This is a genomic window from Scrofimicrobium sp. R131, assembly GCF_040256745.1.
Lineage (GTDB): Bacteria > Actinomycetota > Actinomycetes > Actinomycetales > Actinomycetaceae > Scrofimicrobium > Scrofimicrobium appendicitidis.
On record NZ_CP138335.1, the window covers coordinates 37,347 to 55,467 of the forward strand.

19 protein-coding genes are annotated in these 18,121 nt (G+C 61.8%); 7 read left to right on the forward strand and 12 right to left on the reverse strand.

Translation table 11 applies throughout. The features are described 5' to 3' along the window. Positions 1 to 8: 8 nt before the first annotated feature. Together rpsR and rplI are read left to right on the forward strand one after the other, a co-directional pair. The gene (gene rpsR / locus SAC06_RS00175) at positions 9 to 248 is read left to right on the forward strand and encodes a 30S ribosomal protein S18 (RefSeq protein ID WP_350258215.1); all 240 of its coding nucleotides are present in this window, start codon (positions 9 to 11) and stop codon (positions 246 to 248) included. Positions 249 to 270: 22 nt separating this feature from the next. Then, the gene (rplI, locus tag SAC06_RS00180) at positions 271 to 729 is read left to right on the forward strand and encodes a 50S ribosomal protein L9 (protein ID WP_350258216.1); all 459 of its coding nucleotides are present in this window, start codon (positions 271 to 273) and stop codon (positions 727 to 729) included. Positions 730 to 781: 52 nt separating this feature from the next. Here the strand turns inward: rplI and SAC06_RS00185 are convergent, their stop codons facing one another. Both SAC06_RS00185 and SAC06_RS00190 read right to left on the reverse strand, forming a co-directional pair. Beyond that, positions 782 to 3,214 carry a transglycosylase domain-containing protein gene (locus SAC06_RS00185; RefSeq protein ID WP_350258217.1) on the reverse strand — a complete coding sequence of 811 codons (2,433 nt, stop codon included), beginning with the start codon at positions 3,212 to 3,214 and terminating at the stop codon, positions 782 to 784. A gap of 136 nt (positions 3,215 to 3,350) precedes the next feature. After that, positions 3,351 to 4,439, reverse strand: coding sequence for a DUF4432 family protein (locus SAC06_RS00190; RefSeq protein WP_350258218.1), 1,089 nt, complete (start codon positions 4,437 to 4,439; stop codon positions 3,351 to 3,353). A gap of 137 nt (positions 4,440 to 4,576) precedes the next feature. Here SAC06_RS00190 and SAC06_RS00195 point away from each other — a divergent pair, with 137 nt between their 5' ends. Then, on the forward strand, positions 4,577 to 5,515 hold the full coding sequence (locus SAC06_RS00195) for a hypothetical protein (RefSeq protein WP_350258219.1): 939 nt from the start codon (positions 4,577 to 4,579) through the stop codon (positions 5,513 to 5,515). Here SAC06_RS00195 and SAC06_RS00200 read toward each other — a convergent pair. The 3 genes from SAC06_RS00200 to SAC06_RS00210 are packed head-to-tail and all read right to left on the reverse strand — an operon-like array spanning position 5,512 to position 7,283. Then, a complete protein-coding gene (locus SAC06_RS00200; RefSeq protein WP_350258220.1) occupies positions 5,512 to 6,255 on the reverse strand; it encodes a phosphatidylcholine synthase in 744 nt (247 codons plus the stop codon). The two genes, SAC06_RS00195 and SAC06_RS00200, sit on opposite strands and share 4 nt — an antisense overlap. Further along, entirely contained in the window at positions 6,248 to 6,472 is a 225-nt protein-coding gene (locus SAC06_RS00205; RefSeq protein WP_350258221.1) for a DUF5652 family protein, read from the reverse strand. The genes SAC06_RS00200 and SAC06_RS00205 overlap by 8 nt, the downstream gene beginning before the upstream one ends. Positions 6,473 to 6,512: 40 nt before the next feature. Beyond that, entirely contained in the window at positions 6,513 to 7,283 is a 771-nt protein-coding gene (locus tag SAC06_RS00210; protein ID WP_350258222.1) for a sulfite exporter TauE/SafE family protein, read from the reverse strand. A gap of 124 nt (positions 7,284 to 7,407) precedes the next feature. Between SAC06_RS00210 and SAC06_RS00215 the strand changes: the two genes are divergently transcribed. Further along, positions 7,408 to 8,355 (forward strand): hypothetical protein, encoded by a 948-nt coding sequence (locus SAC06_RS00215; protein WP_350258223.1) that lies wholly within the window; start codon positions 7,408 to 7,410, stop codon positions 8,353 to 8,355. Positions 8,356 to 8,358: 3 nt separating this feature from the next. On the opposite strand, the gene SAC06_RS00220 is transcribed toward SAC06_RS00215, so the two are convergent. The 3 genes from SAC06_RS00220 to SAC06_RS00230 form a co-directional block, all read right to left on the reverse strand. Beyond that, positions 8,359 to 9,159 carry an SDR family NAD(P)-dependent oxidoreductase gene (locus SAC06_RS00220; RefSeq protein ID WP_350258224.1) on the reverse strand — a complete coding sequence of 267 codons (801 nt, stop codon included), beginning with the start codon at positions 9,157 to 9,159 and terminating at the stop codon, positions 8,359 to 8,361. Positions 9,160 to 9,236: 77 nt separating this feature from the next. Then, positions 9,237 to 9,992: a MerR family transcriptional regulator gene (locus SAC06_RS00225; protein WP_350258225.1), complete on the reverse strand. Its 756-nt coding sequence runs from the start codon at positions 9,990 to 9,992 to the stop codon at positions 9,237 to 9,239. A gap of 133 nt (positions 9,993 to 10,125) precedes the next feature. Beyond that, the gene (locus tag SAC06_RS00230) at positions 10,126 to 11,103 is read right to left on the reverse strand and encodes a YeiH family protein (protein WP_350258226.1); all 978 of its coding nucleotides are present in this window, start codon (positions 11,101 to 11,103) and stop codon (positions 10,126 to 10,128) included. A gap of 151 nt (positions 11,104 to 11,254) precedes the next feature. On the opposite strand from SAC06_RS00230, the gene SAC06_RS00235 reads away from it, so the two are divergent. From SAC06_RS00235 to SAC06_RS00245, 3 genes are read left to right on the forward strand one after another with little or no spacing between them, the layout of a single operon-like run. Next, a complete protein-coding gene (locus SAC06_RS00235) occupies positions 11,255 to 12,193 on the forward strand; it encodes a LysR family transcriptional regulator (RefSeq protein WP_350258227.1) in 939 nt (312 codons plus the stop codon). Next, positions 12,190 to 12,549 carry a GntR family transcriptional regulator gene (locus SAC06_RS00240; protein WP_350258228.1) on the forward strand — a complete coding sequence of 120 codons (360 nt, stop codon included), beginning with the start codon at positions 12,190 to 12,192 and terminating at the stop codon, positions 12,547 to 12,549. Before SAC06_RS00235 ends, SAC06_RS00240 begins: the two co-directional genes overlap by 4 nt. 24 nt (positions 12,550 to 12,573) lie before the next feature. Continuing rightward, positions 12,574 to 13,002 carry an SdpI family protein gene (locus SAC06_RS00245; protein WP_350258229.1) on the forward strand — a complete coding sequence of 143 codons (429 nt, stop codon included), beginning with the start codon at positions 12,574 to 12,576 and terminating at the stop codon, positions 13,000 to 13,002. A gap of 68 nt (positions 13,003 to 13,070) precedes the next feature. Here SAC06_RS00245 and mtnK read toward each other — a convergent pair whose 3' ends face one another. The 4 genes from mtnK to SAC06_RS00265 form a co-directional block, all read right to left on the reverse strand. Continuing rightward, positions 13,071 to 14,291, reverse strand: coding sequence for an S-methyl-5-thioribose kinase (gene mtnK, locus SAC06_RS00250; RefSeq protein ID WP_350258230.1), 1,221 nt, complete (start codon positions 14,289 to 14,291; stop codon positions 13,071 to 13,073). Between the two features lie 55 nt (positions 14,292 to 14,346). Beyond that, positions 14,347 to 15,387, reverse strand: a complete 1,041-nt coding sequence (locus SAC06_RS00255; protein ID WP_350258231.1) for an ABC transporter permease — start codon at positions 15,385 to 15,387, stop codon at positions 14,347 to 14,349. Continuing rightward, complete coding sequence (locus SAC06_RS00260; RefSeq protein ID WP_350258232.1) at positions 15,380 to 16,915, reverse strand: sugar ABC transporter ATP-binding protein; 1,536 nt, start codon at positions 16,913 to 16,915, stop codon at positions 15,380 to 15,382. Before SAC06_RS00260 ends, SAC06_RS00255 begins: the two co-directional genes overlap by 8 nt. Before the next feature lie 61 nt (positions 16,916 to 16,976). Next, the gene (locus tag SAC06_RS00265) at positions 16,977 to 18,092 is read right to left on the reverse strand and encodes a substrate-binding domain-containing protein (RefSeq protein WP_350258233.1); all 1,116 of its coding nucleotides are present in this window, start codon (positions 18,090 to 18,092) and stop codon (positions 16,977 to 16,979) included. Between the last annotated feature and the right edge of the window lie 29 nt (positions 18,093 to 18,121).

Consider the following 18,121-nt stretch of genomic DNA (forward strand, 5'->3'; position numbering starts at 1 on the left):
AGACCATCATGGCGAAGCCGGTACTTCGCAAGCCCATCAAGAAAAAGGCCAACCCACTAAAGTCGGCCAAGATTGAAAACATCGACTACAAGGACACCGCTCTGCTGCGCAAGTTCATTTCGGACCGCGGCAAGATTCGCGCCCGTCGCGTCACCGGTGTCTCCGTTCAGGAGCAGCGTCGGATCGCCAAGGCCGTGAAGAACGCCCGCGAAATGGCCCTGCTGCCCTACTCGTCCTCCGGACGCTGAGCTCAGAAAGGAAGATCCGATCATGGCAACTCGTAAAGTTGTTCTTAACCGTGACGTGGAAAAGCTCGGCTCAGCTGGTGAGGTCGTTGAGGTTCGTGACGGCTACGCCCGCAACTACCTGATCCCCCGCGGCTACGCGGTCAAGTGGACCAAGGGCGCCCAGCGTCACATCGACCAGATTGTTGAGTCTCGTCGCCGCCACGAAATTGCTTCCGTGGAAGATGCCATCGCCATTCGCGAGCAGATCGGGGGCCTGGACCAGGTTTCCGTGACCCGCAAGGCCGGCTCGAACGGTCGCCTCTTCGGCGCCGTTTCCCCCAAGCATGTGGCCGAGGCCCTCAGCGCCGCCCTGGGTCGAGTCATCGACCACCGCAAGGTGGAGCTCCCCCAGGTGATCAAGTCGACCGGCACCTACCCCGTGGTGATCAAGCTGCACCCGGACGTCGTGGCCGAGTCCTCCGTCACCGTGGTGGCTGAGTAACTTAGCAAAAACTAAAGGCCCCGAGAGGATCTGTTCCTCTCGGGGCCTTTGGCTACCCGCCCTGATCCGGGTCGGTGGCCGGGGGCTCAGTCGGCGTTGGAGTCGGGGTCGGAGTCGGCGTGGGCTCCGGGGTTGGCTCCGGCTCGGGCTCTGGCTCGGGTTCCGGTTCCGGCTCGGGCTCCTCCGTCACGGTCGGGGTCGGAGTCGGGCTGGGGGTGGTGGTGGGCGTCGGAGTCGGCGTCACGCTCGGTTTGGGCGTTGGGACGGCGACCTTCCAGGCAAAGTCAATGCTGGGCAGGTTGGCGGTCGCGGACTTCATGAACGCCAGCCAGACGTCAGCGGGCCAGTCCGAGCCGTGGAACTGACCCACCCCACCGATATTGGGCAGGGCGATGGACGAGCCGTCCTCAGCCACCCCGTACATGCTGACCGCGGTGGTGATCTGCGGAATAAAGCCGATGAAGTGCGCCGACTTCTGGTCGGTGGAGGTACCGGTCTTGCCGCCCATCGCGCGGCCGAGGACCGCCACGGTTTCGCCGGTGCCCCCGTCATCCACCACCGATTCGAGCGCGGGCATGATCGCCGAAACATTCTTCGGGTCAAAGACGCGCTCCCGAGCCGTGTCCGCCTGGAAAATCGGCACCCCGGCCGAGTTGTTGACCGTGCGGACAATGTGCGGCGTGATTCGTTCGCCGCCGTTGGCCAGGGTAGCGAAGGCGCGGTTCAGGTCGATGTTCGTCGGGGCGGCCGAGCCGAGCACGTTCAGCAGGTTCGGTTCCAGCCCGATCGTGTCGGCCGGGATCCCCGCCTTCACCAGCGTGTCCAGCGTGTTCTGCGGCCCGTACTTGGCGTTCAGCTGCGCGTAGGCTGTGTTGATCGAGTACTGCGTCGCGGTGATCATGTCGACCTGGCCAAAGGAGACGTTGTCGTTGTTTTCCACCTCGACGTCGTCGATTTCGAGCGGCGAGTTGCCGTCGTAGACGTCGTAGACGCTGCCGCCCTGCTCAATGGAACTGAGCAGTGCGAACGGCTTGAAGGTGGACCCGGCCATCGAAATGTCCTGGGTGACCGCGTTGGTCTGGACCCGCTGATAGTCGGATCCCGGATATTCCGCCAGAATCTCACCGGTCGCGTTGTCGACCGCGGACAGGGCAACCCGAACCGTGTCGGGAGTGTCCTCGGGCATCACCTTTACCGCTTCGACCGCGGCAGCCTGCATCGTCGGATCCAGGGTGGTGATGATGGTGTAGCCGCCCGCGTCGAGCATTTCCGGCGTGATGTCGTCGCGCCCAATCAGCTCGTTACGCACCTGCTGCAGCAGGTAGGCGTTGACCCCGGTGGCTCCCTGGCTGGGGTCGGCGGGGGGAATAGTCTCGGGGAAAGTGGCCGCGTCGACCTCGGCCTGGGTGGCCCAGCCATCCTCGACCATCAGTTCCAGCACCCGGGCCCAGCGGGCCTTCGCCTGATCCGGGTCGATCGCCGGATCCCACGCCGAGGGGGAGGGGATGATGCCGGCCAGCATGGCCGACTGCGACAGGGTCAGCTGCGAGGCCGGGATCCCAAAGTAGGCTTGCGCTGCCGCTTCGATCCCGTAGGCTCCCCGCCCGAAGTAAATGGTGTTCATGTAGTTGCCGAGGATCTCCTGCTTGGACTGCGTCCGGTTGATCTTCAGCGCCAAGATGGCTTCCTTCACCTTCCCCCGGTAGGAGGTGGTGGTTTCGCCAATGTAGTAGTTCTCGATGTACTGCTGGGAGAGGGTTGACCCTCCCTGGCGGGACCCGGTGCGAATGTTGGTCAGCAGCGCGCGGGCAATCCCCTTCACGTCGATCCCAGAGTTGGTATAGAAGGTCCGGTCCTCCGACGCCACGATCGCGTTGCCGACGTAGGCGGGCAGGGTGGAGGTATCGATGATGGTCCGGTTCACCTCGGAGAACGTCCCGATCTCGGTGGTCCCATCCGAGTAGTAAACCTTCGTGGTTTGGGCCTGAGAAAAGGCGTCCGGCTGCGGGATCTCCGTCCGGCCGTACAGGTAGAAGAAGAGGGCGGACCCGCCTACCAGGGCCAGGAAGAACAGGATCAGGAGGCCCAGCAGGACCCGCTTCCACCAGGATTTTTTCTTCGGCTTCGTCGTGGTCATAGTTTCCTCTGGCTGGTCGGGGGTCCCGGTTGGCTCCGAAGTCGTCCCGGCCACGAGGCCGTCGAAGTCAGAGGGGGCGACTCGGGACGGTTCCGCAGGGGTCGAGGCGACGGTGGCGTCGACCGGGTTTGCACTCCGGTTCAGCTCCGAACGCTTGGGGAGCGGCGGGAACCTGGTGCCAGTCGGGTCCGGTTCGGGCCCTCCGGTGGCTCCGGCTCGTTGCGAGGCGGACCGACGCTTGGGAAAGGGAACCTCACCCGGGGCCGGGGGTGGGGGCACAGAGCCCGGCTCCGGTCGCTGGTCGCCCGGACCCAGGTTTTGCCATTTAGGACCGTCAGATCCACTCACTGTTTTACCTCCTCGGAGCGGGTTTGCCCGCCCACAGGTCATACTCGGACTCCAGTTTTCCACAGGAACCGGGCCGAGCGGCAGAAGGTATGGCCATTGTTACAGCATTTGTCAGGGTTTTGCGCCCCGGGTCACACTACTTGGGCTCAGTTTGTCCCATCAGCACCGAAGCGATCCGCACTTCGCTCTCCCAGGCATCGGTCCGGTCCAGCAGGCCGAACCGCACCTCAATCGCGGTTGTCTCACCTGGAGAGAGACTGCGAAGCAGCCCGTCGGCCTCGTTTTGTGCCCGCCCAAAGTGATGACCGGTCGAGGGCAGGCAGAAGCCGGCCGCCCGCTCGTCCACCGTGTTAGAAATCCACCGAACTGCCCGCGGCAACTCATCGGTGTGGAAAGCTACCCAGAACGCGCTGCCATCGGGGCGAACCGCCAGGAACTCGGCCACCCCGTCGGGGCAGGGGGTGGGGGTGAGGACGGCGCAGTACTCCGGGGAGATGTGCACCCGGCTGGAAACCTCGTTGGCCGCCTTCGGGTCTTGCGCGTACCGCTCCAGCAGGGCGGCGGTGGCGCCGTCCTGACCCGGGTGGGGAGCCCATTCGATTCCCCGGTCCGGGACCATCTGGTGCAGTTGGAGCGGCTGATCCATGGTCCAGTTCAGGTGGCAGAGGTAGGAAAACTCCAGTGCCGTCTGCCGGTGGTTGGTGATCGTCACCCGGCTGGAGACAATCGGGGTGGTGACGTCTAAGCGAAGCTGGAGCTCCACCTCGTAATCGTAGGAGTGGGTCACCCGATAGCGGAACGGGCTGGTCACCTCCAGCCAGTTTTCCCCCGCCTCGCCGCCAAAAGTGAGCGTGAGTGGGCCGCAGGCGGCCACGGGCAGCTCCCCGTGGTGCAGGTGGGTGTCCCCCGGTCCGGGTGCCCCAACCCCGGTCAGGCCGCAGTGCAGCAGGAAGGCCCCGTAGCTCTGGGCAAAGTCCACAGAGGCGGTGGGCTGATCGAAGTGGGTGTGCATGGTCAGGTCCCGGCCGTCAACCAGGTAGCGCCAGATCTGCTGCCCCCGGAACGGCAGGATAATCGCCTCCACCCGCCCCACCTGCACCCGGAGCGCCTCCACCCCCGACGGGTAGCGGAAGGTGGAAACGGAAATATTGTCCGCGGAGGCCAGCTGCCGCTCGACTCCGGAAAAATCTTCAGAGCGCACCTGCAGGCTCACTTGGCCGTTCATGCTTTCCCCTTTGAATGTCTGCACCCGGACCGTCGCTGTGATCGAGGTAACTGCCGCCTTCCATCGTAGGAACGCAAATGAACCGCTGTCAAAGCTGTCGCGTGCCAAGCGGTGTGCCAATGCCCTAACATGCACTTGTGCACACAAACTGGCTCACCCGGCTGCTGGACTCACTGCTGGTCCGACCGCGCCTGGTGGCCGCTTCGGAACCCGTCCAGCTGCACTCGCTAGATCCGGACCGGGTCCGAGCCAGCGCTCAGGTGAAGCGCCTGGCCGAGTTGGGGCCCAGGAATACCAGAATCCTCCGCCCGGATGACCTGCTAAACCGGGCCACGCTGGCCCCGCTCCTGCGCCTCTCCCTGGAGGAGGGTTGTGCCTTTTGGCTGATCACCACCTCGTCCACCGCGGAGGAGCGCCGACTCCAGCAAGCATTTCCCGACCAGCTGGCCCCGCTCGGACCCCCCTCTGCCACCGGCACCCAGGTGTTTGGGGTTCGCCCCCTGGTCCTCCTGGCCTGGCTGCTGCGCGTCCACCCGGAATCGGCGCAGTCTTTCCTGAACCTGGATGCCAGCCGGATTCCCCGCGGGGCGCGCCAGCAGTTGGCCGAGGCGGGGCTCCCCCTCGTCCGCCCACCCTGGCTAATCCGGGTGGCCCGCCACCCCCAGTTCGTCATCTACCTGGTGTTTTTCCTCTACGCCACGCTGCGGGCCGTCCCGGTGTCGTTCGTGAAAGAGTTCCACGGCAACATCTACCTGTTCTGGGCGATCGACGTGATCACGGCGATTCCCTACACCTGGGGGGTTCTGACCCTGCTGTTCGCCGCCTCCTGGACCAAACGGATGCTCGGGGGCATCACCACCGTGGTGACGTTCGTGGCTCCCTACGTCTACTTTTGGCTTCAGGGGAAGGATTATCCGCTGTACGTTCCGGTCGTGATTGCCTGCCTAACCGCGCTGACCGTCCTCACCGAAGTGGTCAAGTACGTCCAGGAGCGCACCTTGGAACGCCACTACCGCCAGCGGATCCCGACTCTGGCACTGGTGGCCGATTCGCGCTTGCGCAGGGGTTTGCTCTAGCTGGAAGCTACCTGCGCTCGGGCTCGTTCCTGGCGGCGGGCGGCCCGGGTCCCGATCAGTCCGGACACCACCAGCCACACTCCCGCCACCCACCAGGGCACCTCCGCCCACAGGGGCCGGTCCGGGAAGGTCACCACCAGCGCGGTGGCGGCCGCCAGCCACAGAATCACCGCCGTTACGTTGGCGGCGCGGAGCGATCGGACCCGGAACGGGTGCAGGAAAGTGATCGGCACGACGGTCAGTGCTGCCAGCACCACCACGATGGCCAGGTTCAGCCACCAGGGGGATTGCAGCACCCACAGGTAGAAAATGACGATGTTCCAGGCAGCTGGGAAGCCTCGGAAATAGTTGTCCTCGGTCTTCATCCGCACGTTGGCGTAGCAGAACATGGACGAGGCGCAAATCAGGATAAACGAAACGGTAGACAGCACCGGGCCACCGGTCAGCCCGGACTTAAACAGGAACAGAGCCGGGATGAATGACCAGGTCAGGTAGTCCACCACCAGGTCCAGAATAATCCCGTCGAAGTTGGGGGTGTGTCGGCGCACCTCGTAGCGGCGGGCCAGCGGACCGTCTGCCGCGTCGACAATGATGGCAATCCCCAGGAATAACCACATCAGCCGCGGTTGATCCTGCAGGATCGCCGCGGTGGCCAGGACCGCCCACACCACCCCGGTCAGGGTCAGGGTGTGAACGCCCCAGGCGGCACTTTTCTCCCGCAGGCCCGAGCGGCTATCCACTATGGGAGGACTGGTCGACCGGGTGACGCCGGAGGAACCAGATCGGCAGCAGTCCGACCGTGTTCAACAGCGCGAGGGGAATGATCCACTTTGATTTCCCCACCTGTCGGGCCCGCCGAATAGCGGCGGCCTTCCATCCCAGATCCCACAGCGCCACCACCAGGGCCAGGGTCCGGGTGCGCTTTGATTGGCAGCAGGTCAACTCTACGGTTTCCATAGGCAAAGTGTACGCTACCCATTTGGCCGTGGACCGGGAGCTAGAAGAGCAAATACACCGAGGAGACGACCGTGAGGCCGATGATGATTGGGTTGAACACTTTCGGGTTGATCTTCTTGATGATGGTTCGCCCCACCACAGCTCCGGCGAGGACGAAAGCGACCAGGAGCAGGTCGGTTCCCAGCGATGCTGCCGAGTGGAGGCCCAATCCCACCTGGAACGGAACCTTGGTCAGGTTCACCAGGAAGAAGAACCAGGCTTGCGTCCCCAGGAACCTGGTCATGTTGAAGCCGGAGGCAATGAAGTAGAGGGACATTGGCGGCCCGCCGGAGTTGGCGACCATAGTGGTGAAGCCACCGATTGAACCGTAGGCCCACCGCGCTACCGGGCTCTGCCCAAAGGAGCTTCCCGGCGGACCCACTGCAGTTCGCCGGTTTCCCCGCCACATGAGCCACAGCGTGAGCGCGGTCAGCACCAGCAGAATGATTCCGATCATCCGCTTCATGGAGCCGTCGGAGATGTGCTGCAGCACCGTCACGCCCGCCAGCACCCCGACCGCCACCGGAGGGGCCAGGCGCAGCAGGGCCCGCCAGTCGACGGAATGACGGTAGGTCCAAACCGCCACCAGGTCCCCGGAGATCAGCAGCAGTAGGATCACCGCGGTGGATTCGCGAGCCGGAATGACCGAGGCGAAGGCAGCTACCGTCACGGTCGCCAACCCTGGAAGTGCAGTCTTGGAAATGCCAATCAGGAAGGAGGCGACGGCAAGAAGCGCCCAGGCAGCGGCACTCAGATCGTAGACGGGGAGCACCAGGTCAGGTTAGCCGATCGCGCTCGGGTAGATTCTGCCGGTCCGGCCGCTGGATTGCTTTCGACCAGATGCGCGTCATTTCAACGAAAACTGGACCTGTCGGAGGCAGGTAGATGATGGTGTCATGGACGAAAACAAGTTTGAGCCTGAGCCAGAGCCGGCTCCCTCTGATCAAGATACCCTGCCCATCGAATACTCTACTGACGACCAGTCCGGTTCGGTCCCCAACCCCGACCAGCCGGACCCGTCCACCCTGTTCACCGAGTCCCGCTTCTCGCCCGAGGCGCAGGCGGCGGCAACTGAACCCATGCCCGCCGTCGGGGATGAGTTTGACCCGGACATTGACACCACCGCAGAGTTTCCGGCGCCACCGGCACGCTATCGGACACAGCCAGCACCGTCTCAGCCACTGTTTGAACTGCCCCCACCGGTCGGAGGGGCACCCGACCCGGTCGGGGCACCCAGCCCCGAACCGAAGCGCGCCAGTTTCTGGGACAAGCGCGCCGCCGTCATCGCCATTGCCGCCGCGGCCGGGTTGGTGCTTGGGGTTGCGGCTGGAGGGGCGATAGCTGTCGGCCAGCAGAACGAGTTGAAGGCGGTGCAGGGCCAGTTAGCTGAGACTGAATCTGCTCGGCAAAGCGCTGAAGCCAAATTGCAGGACGCGCTGGATGAGGTGTCCACCCAGAAGGAACAGCTGAGTCAGTACCAGCAGCGGGAAGACGAGATTGCCGAGCGGGAAGCCTCCTTGGCCGAACAGGAGGCAGCCGCCCAGAAAGAAGCAGAGGAAAAAGCCGCCGCCGAGGCCGCCGCTAAGAAGGAGGCGGAGGAGAAAGCAAAGGCAAACACGTTTGGTTCCGGCACGATGGTGGTCGGGGTGGACATTCAGCCCGGCACCTACCGATCTGACGCTTCCGGTTCCAGCTGCTATTGGGCCCGCCTGTCCGGACTGAGTGGGACATTCGACGACATCATCGCCAACGGTCTTCCCGACGGGCAGGCGGTGGTCACAATCGATCCGTCAGACAAGGCCTTTGACTCCACTCGGTGCGGGACGTGGACCCGGATCGAATAACCTTCAGCGCAAGGGATCGTCCGGGCCGACCGGGATGATCCCCAGCGTCCGGGCCAGCGGATCGGCCGCGCGCGCGGGACCGAACTGTCGAAGCGACTCAACCGTGTCGTCCGAGGCTCGCAGGTAGGTCCCCGCCCACGGGTCCAACTCACGATCGAGGATCGCCCCCAACAGTGCTAGCGTCCGTTCCACGGGCGTGAACTCCGTTCGGTCGGCGTGCATCTGCAGTGACCGGGCCATCTCCGTGTCCACCACCCCGGGAGCAATCCCAAAGGCCCGCAGGCCAGCGGAGTACCCGGCCACATGCAGGTCGCCAACGTTGCGAATCAGTGCCGTCTTGCTGGCGGTGTAGGCGGTGAAGGTCCCCCAGTCGCGAGCCCCAGCCCCACTCACCAGGTTCACAACTATCCCACCTCCGCGCTTCAGCATGGACGGAACCAGGAGCCGTTCCAGGTAGAACGGACCCACTAGGTTGACCTCAATGACGTCAACCCACTCCTCGGGATCCGCCTCCCACAGCGGCACCTCCGCATCCACGCGACCGGCATTGTTCACCAGCAGGTCAACCGGCCCCAACTGTTCAGTCAGATCGGTGGTGGCGGCCTGTAGCTGCGACCAGTCCGACACGTTGGCGGGGTAGGTGCACACCCTCACGCCGTGCTGCTGTCGAAGGGCCTCTCCCACCTCCTCCAGCCGGCCCCGGTTGGTGGCGATCAACCCCAGGTCCCACCCTCGACCGGCCAGAAACCTGCTGATTTCCAGTCCAATTCCGCGCGAGGCTCCCGTCACCAACGCCACCGACATCCTGGTCCTCCTAGCTAGATAGGAAAGCAATGGGAGCGCCGGGCCAGCCTGGCGCTCCCATCGATCCTCTCACGGGCCTAATCCCCCAGGTAGGCCAACAGGGCGGCGCGCACGAACTTGGCGCCCTCTACTCCGCCATAGTTGGCGGCGAAGCGTTCGTCAGCCACGTACATTTCAGCCAAGTTCCGCGCGTATTCTGCGAGCACCTCCCCGCCCTGCGGGCCGGGGGTTCCGGGAATCGACCGCAACCACTCCACGTGGCGTCGGGCCAGCTCCTGCGCGGCGGGCGAGGTGGGGCTGATCTCAGGGTCTTCACTGGCTGCCCGCCAGTCCCGACCCATTTGCGCCACCTGCTCGGTCCAAGCCACCTGCTCCTCCTTTGACTTGGAGTCCCACCACTTGGCGGACGAGCTCCAAGCCTGCTCACCCCACCGGTCGCGAACCTCCTGTTCATACTGCGAGTTGTCGAAGCCCTCAAAAGCCTTCTCTGCCACAAATCTCTCCTTTCCAGCTAGCGCGGCCAACGTGTGTTTGACCGACTGAATTTGACGCTCCAGATCCTCGCGCCGCTGCTCCAACAGTTCCAGGTGAAAAGCCAACGCCACCGACTCCTGGGTTCGATCCGCCAGCGCCCGGGCCACGTCGGTGAGGGACAAGCCCAACTCGCGCAGCAGCAAAATGTGCTGCAGGCGGCGCAGCTGGGTTTCGTCGTACTCCCGGTAGCCGTTGATTGGGTTCCGGTTAGGGTACAGCAAACCGGACTCTTCGTAGTGCCTGAGAGCCCGCGGGGTGGTCCCCGCCAACCGAGCAACTTCTTGGATCGTCCACGTCATAATTCAGAGCGTAGAGGTTGACGTAACGTTAAGGTCAAGCCCAAAAAAGAAAATGCCCACCTCCACTCTGGGTCCAGGGAGGTGGGCAGGCCTGCTGCACTTGGCGGCGTCGACAGGGACAGCAGGGGCCGGGTTAGAGCTGGGTGAGGAAGATTCCCACTCCGGAAATGGTCATCACCAGCACGGTGGAGAGCGCGGCCAGGACAAACGGGCGCGCCCCCACTCGAACCAGCTCTCTGATTTTGACGCCGCAGCCGAGGCCAAACATGGCCGCACTGAGCAGTGCCGTCTGAAGGAACCCGCCCACGGCCAGGACCCCCTCGGGCAGGTCCACAAATGACCGGAGCAACACCATGGCCAGGAAGCCGATGATGAACAGCGGCACCAGCGGGGGACGCTTGGCGTCCGGGTTGCTGTTTCCGGCCCGGCGCATCGACAGGGCCAGGATCAGGACCACCGGGGCCAGCATCAGGACCCGCGACAGCTTGGTGATCACGGCCAGCTCCAGGGCTCCGTGACCAATCGCCTCGCCCGCAGCCACGGCCTGGGCAATTTCGTGGATCGAAGCCCCAGCCCAAAGTCCGTTCACCTCGGGAGGCATCCCCAACAGGTGACCGAGGGCGGGGATAAGCGGAATCATCAGGGTGCCAAAGATGACCACCAGGGCCACCGCGGTGACCACATCTTCTTCTTCGGCGTCGACCACGCCCTCCACCCCGGCCACAGCCGCAGCGCCGCAGATGGAGAACCCGCATCCGATCAGCAGCGAGAGCTTCCGGTGAATGCCGAGCACCCGGCCGAGCAGGATGGTCCCGAGGATGCCGCCGCCAACCACTGCGACCACAACCAGCAGCATCGGAGCCCCCAGACCCCAGATGTCGGACAGCACCAGTTTCAATCCCAGGAAGACGATTCCCCACCGGAGCAGTTTCTTGGCTGAGAACTGGATTCCGGGCTGCAGCCCCGCTGGAAGGTGAATCAGGTTGGTCAGGGCGATCCCGGCCACGATCGCGATAATCAGCGGACTTACGGCCGGCAGTACCTGGTTTAGGAGCATTGCCAGAGCGGTGGCTCCCAGACAGAGCGCCAAACCCGGAGCCAGTTTCCTCACGGTGGCCCAGAATCGCCCGGGCGGCGATACCGGCTCAACCGGTTGGACCTGTGGGACCTCATTAGTGGCTACGTTTGGCATGGTTCAACGGTTTCACGTGAAACATGGTCACGGTAGACAGCAAAACCGGATGGGGGCATACGCTAGAGCTATGACTACCTGGCCCAGCCTGTTCAACTTGGAGCTTTTCGTTGCCATCGTTGAGTCCGGCAGCATCGGCGGCGGCGCCCGTCGGATTGGGATTGCCCAACCTCACGCCTCCCACATTGTCTCGGAGCTTGAACGAAGCTTAGGAGCCCCCCTGCTGGAACGGCGCCAAAGCGGTTCAACCCCAACTGAACTGGGAGTTGCCTATGCCGCTCAGGCTCGCCAGCTCCTTGAAGCCGCCCAGCACTTTGTCCACTGGTCCCAGTCACATCCCGCCTCATTGCACCAGGTGGTCCTGCGGGTGGGAGCCTCCATGACGATTGCCGAGACCCTGGTCCCCACCTGGGTGGCAGCTCTGCACGCTGAACACCCGCACATTGCCGTCGATCTGCGGGTGCTGAACTCCAAAGATGTCCTCCTTGGAATCAGGGATGGGGCGCTTCAACTGGGTCTGGTCGAAACTCCGCATCTGCCACCCGACCTGCAGCAAAGACAGATTGGCACCGACCAGCTGGTCCTGGTGGTCGCCCCCACCCACCCGTGGGCCACCCGAACCGACCCGCTCACAATTGAGGAGCTGGCCCGAACCCAACTGGTAGTGCGCGAGGCGGGTTCGGGAACCAGGCGCGCCCTCGACGAGGTTCTCTCCCCGTACAACCCGGTTCCCCCGGCCCAGGTGCTCTACTCAAACATGGCGGTCCGGATTGCGGTCGCGGCGGGCGGTGCCCCCGCAGTGCTTTCCGAACTGGCCGTTCACGAGCAACTCTTAAGCGGACAGCTGATCGAGGTGCCGGTGGAGCAGATTATTCCGCGCCCGCTGGCAGCCGTGTGGAAATCGCGGGACCGACTCACCGGCGCCGCCGCCCTGCTGATCCGCTCGGCCCTGTCCACCGGAGTGGCGGGCTGGCGCAAACGTGGCGACAGTCAGGAAGGACCCCAATGAACCGGCTGAACCTGAAGGTGGATCCGCACCTGGGGACCCCACCCTTTGAGCAAATTCGCCAACACCTAGCCAAGATGATCACCAGCGGGCAGTTACTGCCACAGGAAAAGCTTCCCTCTATTCGACAGTTGGCCCAGGATTTGGACGTGGCGCCGGGAACGGTGGCTCGCGCCTACTCTGACTTGGAAGCGTCCGGCCTGATTGAGAGCCGTCCGCGCCTGGGGAGCCGCGTCGCCGCGTCAACCTCCGCCTCGTCCCGCCTGTCCGAGGCGGCCCACCATTTCATCTCAGAGGCACAGGCTCAAGGATTGGACCTGGCTGAATCAAAGGAGCTCTTGTCCCGGCTGTGGGACTAGGTAGACAACGGAGGAGGATCAACGATGACTCTCATCTTTGCGCTCGGGCTGGCACTGGTCGGGGCGGTATTACTTTCGGTTGGAATCCGAGCCCAGCAGGGTCGGTTGCCTCTCGCCGGCGCCGGCGGCTTCCGGACGCCAGCGACCATGCAAAGCGAGGAAGTTTGGGTGTACGTTCACCGAAAGGTCGGCTGGGTAATGACCGCGGTTGGCAGCGCCTTCTTTCTGCTCGCTCTGGCTGGCGGGGTGGCTGATGCCCGCGGGTGGGAAACCCCACCCTACTATTGGGCAGTTGCTATCAGCATGGCCGTGCTGCTGGCAGTGACCGTGGGCGCGAAGAGCTGGGCTAACCGGCTGGCTTTGGGCTACCAGTTGCCCGAGTCGGACGCAGACTCGCCCGATCAGAACGGGTCGGACCCCGAGCCGGACGACCCCACCCTGCCGAGAGGGTAGGGGTCGGCCGGGGCGGGGCCCAGGTGGATGTATGCGTGTCTCCTGATGTTAGGTGCTGCGGGACAAGGTCAGGAGATGGCCTGCACCAGCCGATCTCGCACCTCCGCAACCACCTCTTCGATGGTCCGATCCCGCCGATAACTGCCCGCCAATGACCGGGCAGCGTGCAGCACTCCTCGCGCTGCGTGGGCCCGAATAGAAGGTTCTAGAGTTTCAATATCTGTGACCTTGGCAGCCCCCACAATTCTGCGCGACATCTTTGCCAGACCAAATAGCTGCATGTCGGAAAAGAGGCTCTGCAGCAAGTCTCGGACAAACACCTCATTCCACAGCTGCGGTGACATGTTTTCCTGGTTGAGGTGCGCAAACTCCTCAGCAAAGGCCGTCCAGGTATCTCTGATTAGTCCGAGCGCCCAGTCCATCCTGTCCGTGTCCCCCTGGACTCCGGCACGGGCAGCAGCGAACACATAGTTGGCGAAGAGAGCCCCCAGGTCATATCCAATCGGTCCATAGAACGCGAACTCCGAGTCGAACGCCTTCACCGACACCGCTTCATCACCTTCAACCTTCACCATCACTGAACCGGTATGTAGGTCGCCATGGATCAGGGCCTGAGCTTCAGTCATAAACTTCCACTTAGCTCTCGCCATGGCTAGGTGGAAGACGGGGTCAGCAGACAGTTCCCTTGCGTCCACTTCGTTCTCTGGCAGGACCACGTTTCGGCCGGCATCCACCACCGGTTCGGTGAAGACAAGGTCTTCAGTGATGGTGCAGATTTCGGGGTTCTGGGTGTGTGCGATCTCCTTGGCAACTTCACCACGATCCTGACCCAGCATGGAGGTGTGGAAAGCAACTTGGGCGACATATGCTCCCAACTTGTTCGCGACTCCATTCGTCACGCCACCCTCGTTGAGCACCGTGCGCCAAACCCGGTGATCAAATAGGTCCTCCATAACTATGACGAACTGGTCCGGGTCAAACTGAAGAACGTTCACCACTAGTTCGGGCATCAGGTTGTGATGCACCTTCAGCGAGTGAGCCTCGTGTTCGGCCCGGGTCGGAGTCATGGGCCAGCCTTCCCCTGTCATTCGGACATAGGGCAATGCCTGTTTCAAAATAATGCTTTTGCCCTCCTCGTCCTTGATCCGAAACACCAGGTTGAGGTTGCCGTCGCCAATCTCGGTCACGGAGGCGAGCGCATTGAGGTTGATTCGGTTGGCCAAGTTAGGCTGCCGAGCCAAATAGTCGACGACCGTGTCGAGGTTCAGGATTTCGTAATTGTGTGTCATTTTCCGCCCCCTAGAGAGTGTTTATGGTTGGTTGCCGCACACCGATTGTGCTCGCCTACGTAGCCGGGACGTAGCGCGATTGTTTCCGAGAGAGAGTGAACGAGAAGAGGAGTGCCACGATCAGGACAATGCCCTTCGCCGTGTCCTGCTGATAATACTGGAAGCCCATCATGGTCATGCCCGTCAAAACTATGGCAATCAAGAGCGCACCAAGCAAAGTACCCCACGCATTCGGCTTGTTCATCCCAAGGATAGACTGTCCCACCAAAGCTACGGCCACTGCCTCGAGCAGAGCCGAAGCCCCCGCATTTACGTCACCTTGGCCGATTCTGGACACCAGGATGATTCCGGCAATCGATGCGAACACCGCTGAAATTACGTAGGCGAGTCCGTGGTGTAGACCCACTCGGATACCGGCCAGCCGTGCCGCCTCCGGGTTAGCACCAATGGCATACATGATTCGTCCCCAAGACGTCTTGGTCAGCAAGAACCATGACAAGATCACTAGGATCATCATGATGACCACCGGCAGCGGGATAGGTCCGATCATGCCTCGGTCTATTTTCAGGAAGACTGGGTCGAACTTTCCCGGGGCAGTAGATCCGTCCGACAGGATCATCCCGGAAGAGACTGAAAGTCCTGAGACAGGGATGAGCTTTGCTCCTTGGATGACGAACATCATCCCGAGAGTGGCCAACAGATCAGGGATCTTGAGAACAACTATCAGGAAAGCGTTCACCAGACCAACAATCAGACCGGCAACTAGAACTACTCCGACAGCCACGTAACCGGTCAGGTTGTAGAACACCATCATCATGGCCGCCAACTGCACCCCTAGGCCTGCTGTGGAGCCGATGGACAAGTCCAGCCCTCCAACAATCATGGAGAACATGACTCCCAAGCCTAAGATGGCTGTCACCGAGGCAAATTTCAGCATTGAGAAGATCGAGTTTGGCGTAGCAAAGGCTGGCTCAGTCACTGCAAAGAAGACAGCAGCCAACACGGTGACGACAATGAAACCGTATTTGACCACCCCGTCTCTGGTTCGATCCCAGGCGCTGAGAGAGGGCTCGCCGGTTTTGATTGTCTTATTCATTTTCAACTACCTCAGTCATGCTCTGAACGATTTCTTCATTGGTTACTTGGTCGGCCCGACGGTCGAGAGCGATTTCTCCTTCGACTAGGACCACGATCCGATCGGCCACCTCACGGGCCTCGTTGACATCACTGACCGCCACGACGACGCAGGTTCCAGCAGCCGCTGCAGCACGGGCCCGCCTGCCCAACTCTCGTCGGGCGCCAATATCTACCCCTCGGAAGGGCTCGTCCAGAATCAGGATGGTGCCCTGTGTCTGAAGCCAGCGAGAAACCACGACTTTCTGTTGGTTGCCTCCGGAGAGAGCATCAACTGCTTGCGTGGGTCCCGCCGCCACCACTTTAAAATCCTCCATAGCCGCTACCGCAGCCCGCCGTTCAGCCTTACGATCGAAAGTCAGTCCGCGAACATACTTACTCAGGAATGGAAGAGAATAAGTCTCCTCAACAGACCACCCTGGAAGCATCGACTGCGCAGCTCGATCTTCTGGAACTAGATAGACTCCATGGCTAATGGCGTCCTTTGGATGTCGAGCCCGGTATTTTTTCCCACGGATTCGGAGTTCTGCGCCCTTACTATCGGCTGCACCAAAAATGGTCTCTAGCAGTTCAGTCTTTCCGGCCCCAATCAACCCAATGATTGCTGTAACTTCACCGGCACGGGCCTGGAAGTCCACCGGGGCGGAGTAATCGAAAATCTGCAGCTGATTTACCTCTAGCACGACCTCGTCTCCAGTCAACTCACTGAACTGCTCGAGATCTGTCTCAATATCCTCTCCAAGCATGGATCGGACTGCCTGGTTAAGGTCGAAGGGACTCTTCTGTCGATCGACAATCCGACCGTCACGTAGCACAGCAACATCATCAGCCAGGGCTTTGATCTCTCCCATGCGGTGAGACACGTATAGGATGGCTACGCCCTGGTCGCGCAGACGAAGAATCAGCTCAAAAAGTCGCTCAGTCTCGCCCTGAGAGAGGGTCGAAGTGGGCTCATCGAGGATGAGAACTTTGGGCTCGTTCTCCAGTGCCCGCGCAAGCAGCAGCATCTGACAATCAGCGATTCCCAACTCATAGACATCGCGCTTAAGAAACGCGTCGTCCCAGCCCAAATTCAAGATGTCGGCAATCTGTCTGGCCTTTGGGAGTAGAGAGCGAAGAGAACTCACTGGACGGGCCTCACCTTGAGCGATCTGCTCAAACACTAGGTTTTCGGCCACGCTAAGTCCCGGGACAATTGCGTCGTCAATCCTTTGGTGAACTGTTCTGATTCCGGCTCGACTGGCCTCCAAAGGACTGGACACATTCGCGTCCTTCCCTCCCAAGAGGATTCGCCCTCCGGTGAGTGGATACACACCTGACAGAATCTTGATCAGGGTGGACTTCCCTGCTCCGTTGGCCCCCAAAAGGGCGGTAACGCGTCCCGGACGTAGCTTAAGGGTTACCCCTTTCAACACCCGATTCAGGCCGAAATTCTTGGTGATGTCATGCAGTTCTAGAATCGGTGCATCAGCGTCAGTGCTGCTACTCATCTGCCTGTTCCCTTTGTTGGCGGTGGGGGTGGGCGGCCCCTTAGGGGCCGCCCACTATCAATCAGAAGCTAACCGACGGAATCCAGTCGGCGCTGGAGACGTCAGAGATGTTTAGCTCTGGGAAAGCTGCCCGCAGGTCTTCCATGTTGTTGATATCCTCGTCCCGGAGCATCTCCTGGGTGACCAGAATCGGCGGGAAATCAACAGTCATACCATCCAACTGCCCGGCCATATGCAGTACCAGAGTTCGCAAAACTGCGGCACCAATTGCGTTGGGATCGGTGGCGCCGGTGGCGATCCAACGTGAACCGTCGGCCTTCATCAGCTCAATGTCGGCGTTGGAGATGTCGGCTCCGTACACTTTGATGTCCTCAGTCCCTGGGATCTGATCAAGACCTGTCAGTGTCCCCTTAGTGAACTCGTCATACGGAGCATAGATAGCTACTACGTCCGGGTTGGCCTGGACCGCAGCCGTGACCATCGGGGCCGTGTCAGTGGCACTGGAGTTGGTGAAAGAGCCAGTCTTGAACTTTTCCTCCCAGCCGTTCTTCTCCGTATAATCGCGCCAGACAACATCACGCCGGTCGAGCGGGGCAATCCCTGCGACATTCACGTATCCCACCTGCGTATCGGTGCCGATATCCTCAAGCATCCGATCCAAAACTAGTGAGGCCATCAGCGCATCTGACTGTTGCGTCTGGACGGCCTCCGGTGCACACTGCTGAATCTCCACGTCATAGATCACCACCGGGATACCCTGCTCGATGGCCTTGTTTACTCCCGGGCACAAGGTGTCCGGGAAACCGTGACGAACCACAATTCCATCTACCCCGGCAGCAATGGCCTGATCCAACTGGCTTGCCTGAGCCGAGTTGTCTCCCTGGGCGTCATAGACCGAGAGGTCAATTCCCAGCGCCTCGGCCTGTTGTTTGGTCCCATTCAAATACTGCTGAAAGTAGTCACCCTGCCCAGACTGCTGGACAATCGCAATCTTGACGCCCCCAGAAGCAAAGGGTTCTGGGGCATCAGCAGTCGTCTCAGACACGGATCCCTGGTCGGAGTTGTTGGCGTCTGAGGAGGGAGCGGACTGTTCCGCAGGTGACTGAGTACAGCCGGCGACTGTGACCGCCATGGTCAGCGCGAACCCGGCGGTAAGGGTTCTGGTTAGCTTACGCATCTATGCGTCCTTTCACGTTTCTTTTGCTG

Excerpts from the sequence above, each read along its gene's own strand:
- SAC06_RS00215 (WP_350258223.1), top strand. The coding sequence starts at position 7,408 with ATGGACGAAAACAAGTTTGAGCCTGAGCCAGAGCCGGCTCCCTCTGAT.
- rplI (WP_350258216.1), top strand. The coding sequence starts at position 271 with ATGGCAACTCGTAAAGTTGTTCTTAACCGTGACGTGGAAAAGCTCGGC.
- mtnK (WP_350258230.1), bottom strand. The coding sequence starts at position 14,291 with ATGACACACAATTACGAAATCCTGAACCTCGACACGGTCGTCGACTAT.
- SAC06_RS00220 (WP_350258224.1), bottom strand. The coding sequence starts at position 9,159 with ATGTCGGTGGCGTTGGTGACGGGAGCCTCGCGCGGAATTGGACTGGAA.
- rpsR (WP_350258215.1), top strand. The coding sequence starts at position 9 with ATGGCGAAGCCGGTACTTCGCAAGCCCATCAAGAAAAAGGCCAACCCA.
- SAC06_RS00255 (WP_350258231.1), bottom strand. The coding sequence starts at position 15,387 with ATGAATAAGACAATCAAAACCGGCGAGCCCTCTCTCAGCGCCTGGGAT.
- SAC06_RS00205 (WP_350258221.1), bottom strand. The coding sequence starts at position 6,472 with ATGGAAACCGTAGAGTTGACCTGCTGCCAATCAAAGCGCACCCGGACC.
- SAC06_RS00265 (WP_350258233.1), bottom strand. The coding sequence starts at position 18,092 with ATGCGTAAGCTAACCAGAACCCTTACCGCCGGGTTCGCGCTGACCATG.
- SAC06_RS00225 (WP_350258225.1), bottom strand. The coding sequence starts at position 9,992 with ATGACGTGGACGATCCAAGAAGTTGCTCGGTTGGCGGGGACCACCCCG.
- SAC06_RS00235 (WP_350258227.1), top strand. The coding sequence starts at position 11,255 with ATGACTACCTGGCCCAGCCTGTTCAACTTGGAGCTTTTCGTTGCCATC.
- SAC06_RS00260 (WP_350258232.1), bottom strand. The coding sequence starts at position 16,915 with ATGAGTAGCAGCACTGACGCTGATGCACCGATTCTAGAACTGCATGAC.
- SAC06_RS00190 (WP_350258218.1), bottom strand. The coding sequence starts at position 4,439 with ATGAACGGCCAAGTGAGCCTGCAGGTGCGCTCTGAAGATTTTTCCGGA.
- SAC06_RS00245 (WP_350258229.1), top strand. The coding sequence starts at position 12,574 with ATGACTCTCATCTTTGCGCTCGGGCTGGCACTGGTCGGGGCGGTATTA.
- SAC06_RS00240 (WP_350258228.1), top strand. The coding sequence starts at position 12,190 with ATGAACCGGCTGAACCTGAAGGTGGATCCGCACCTGGGGACCCCACCC.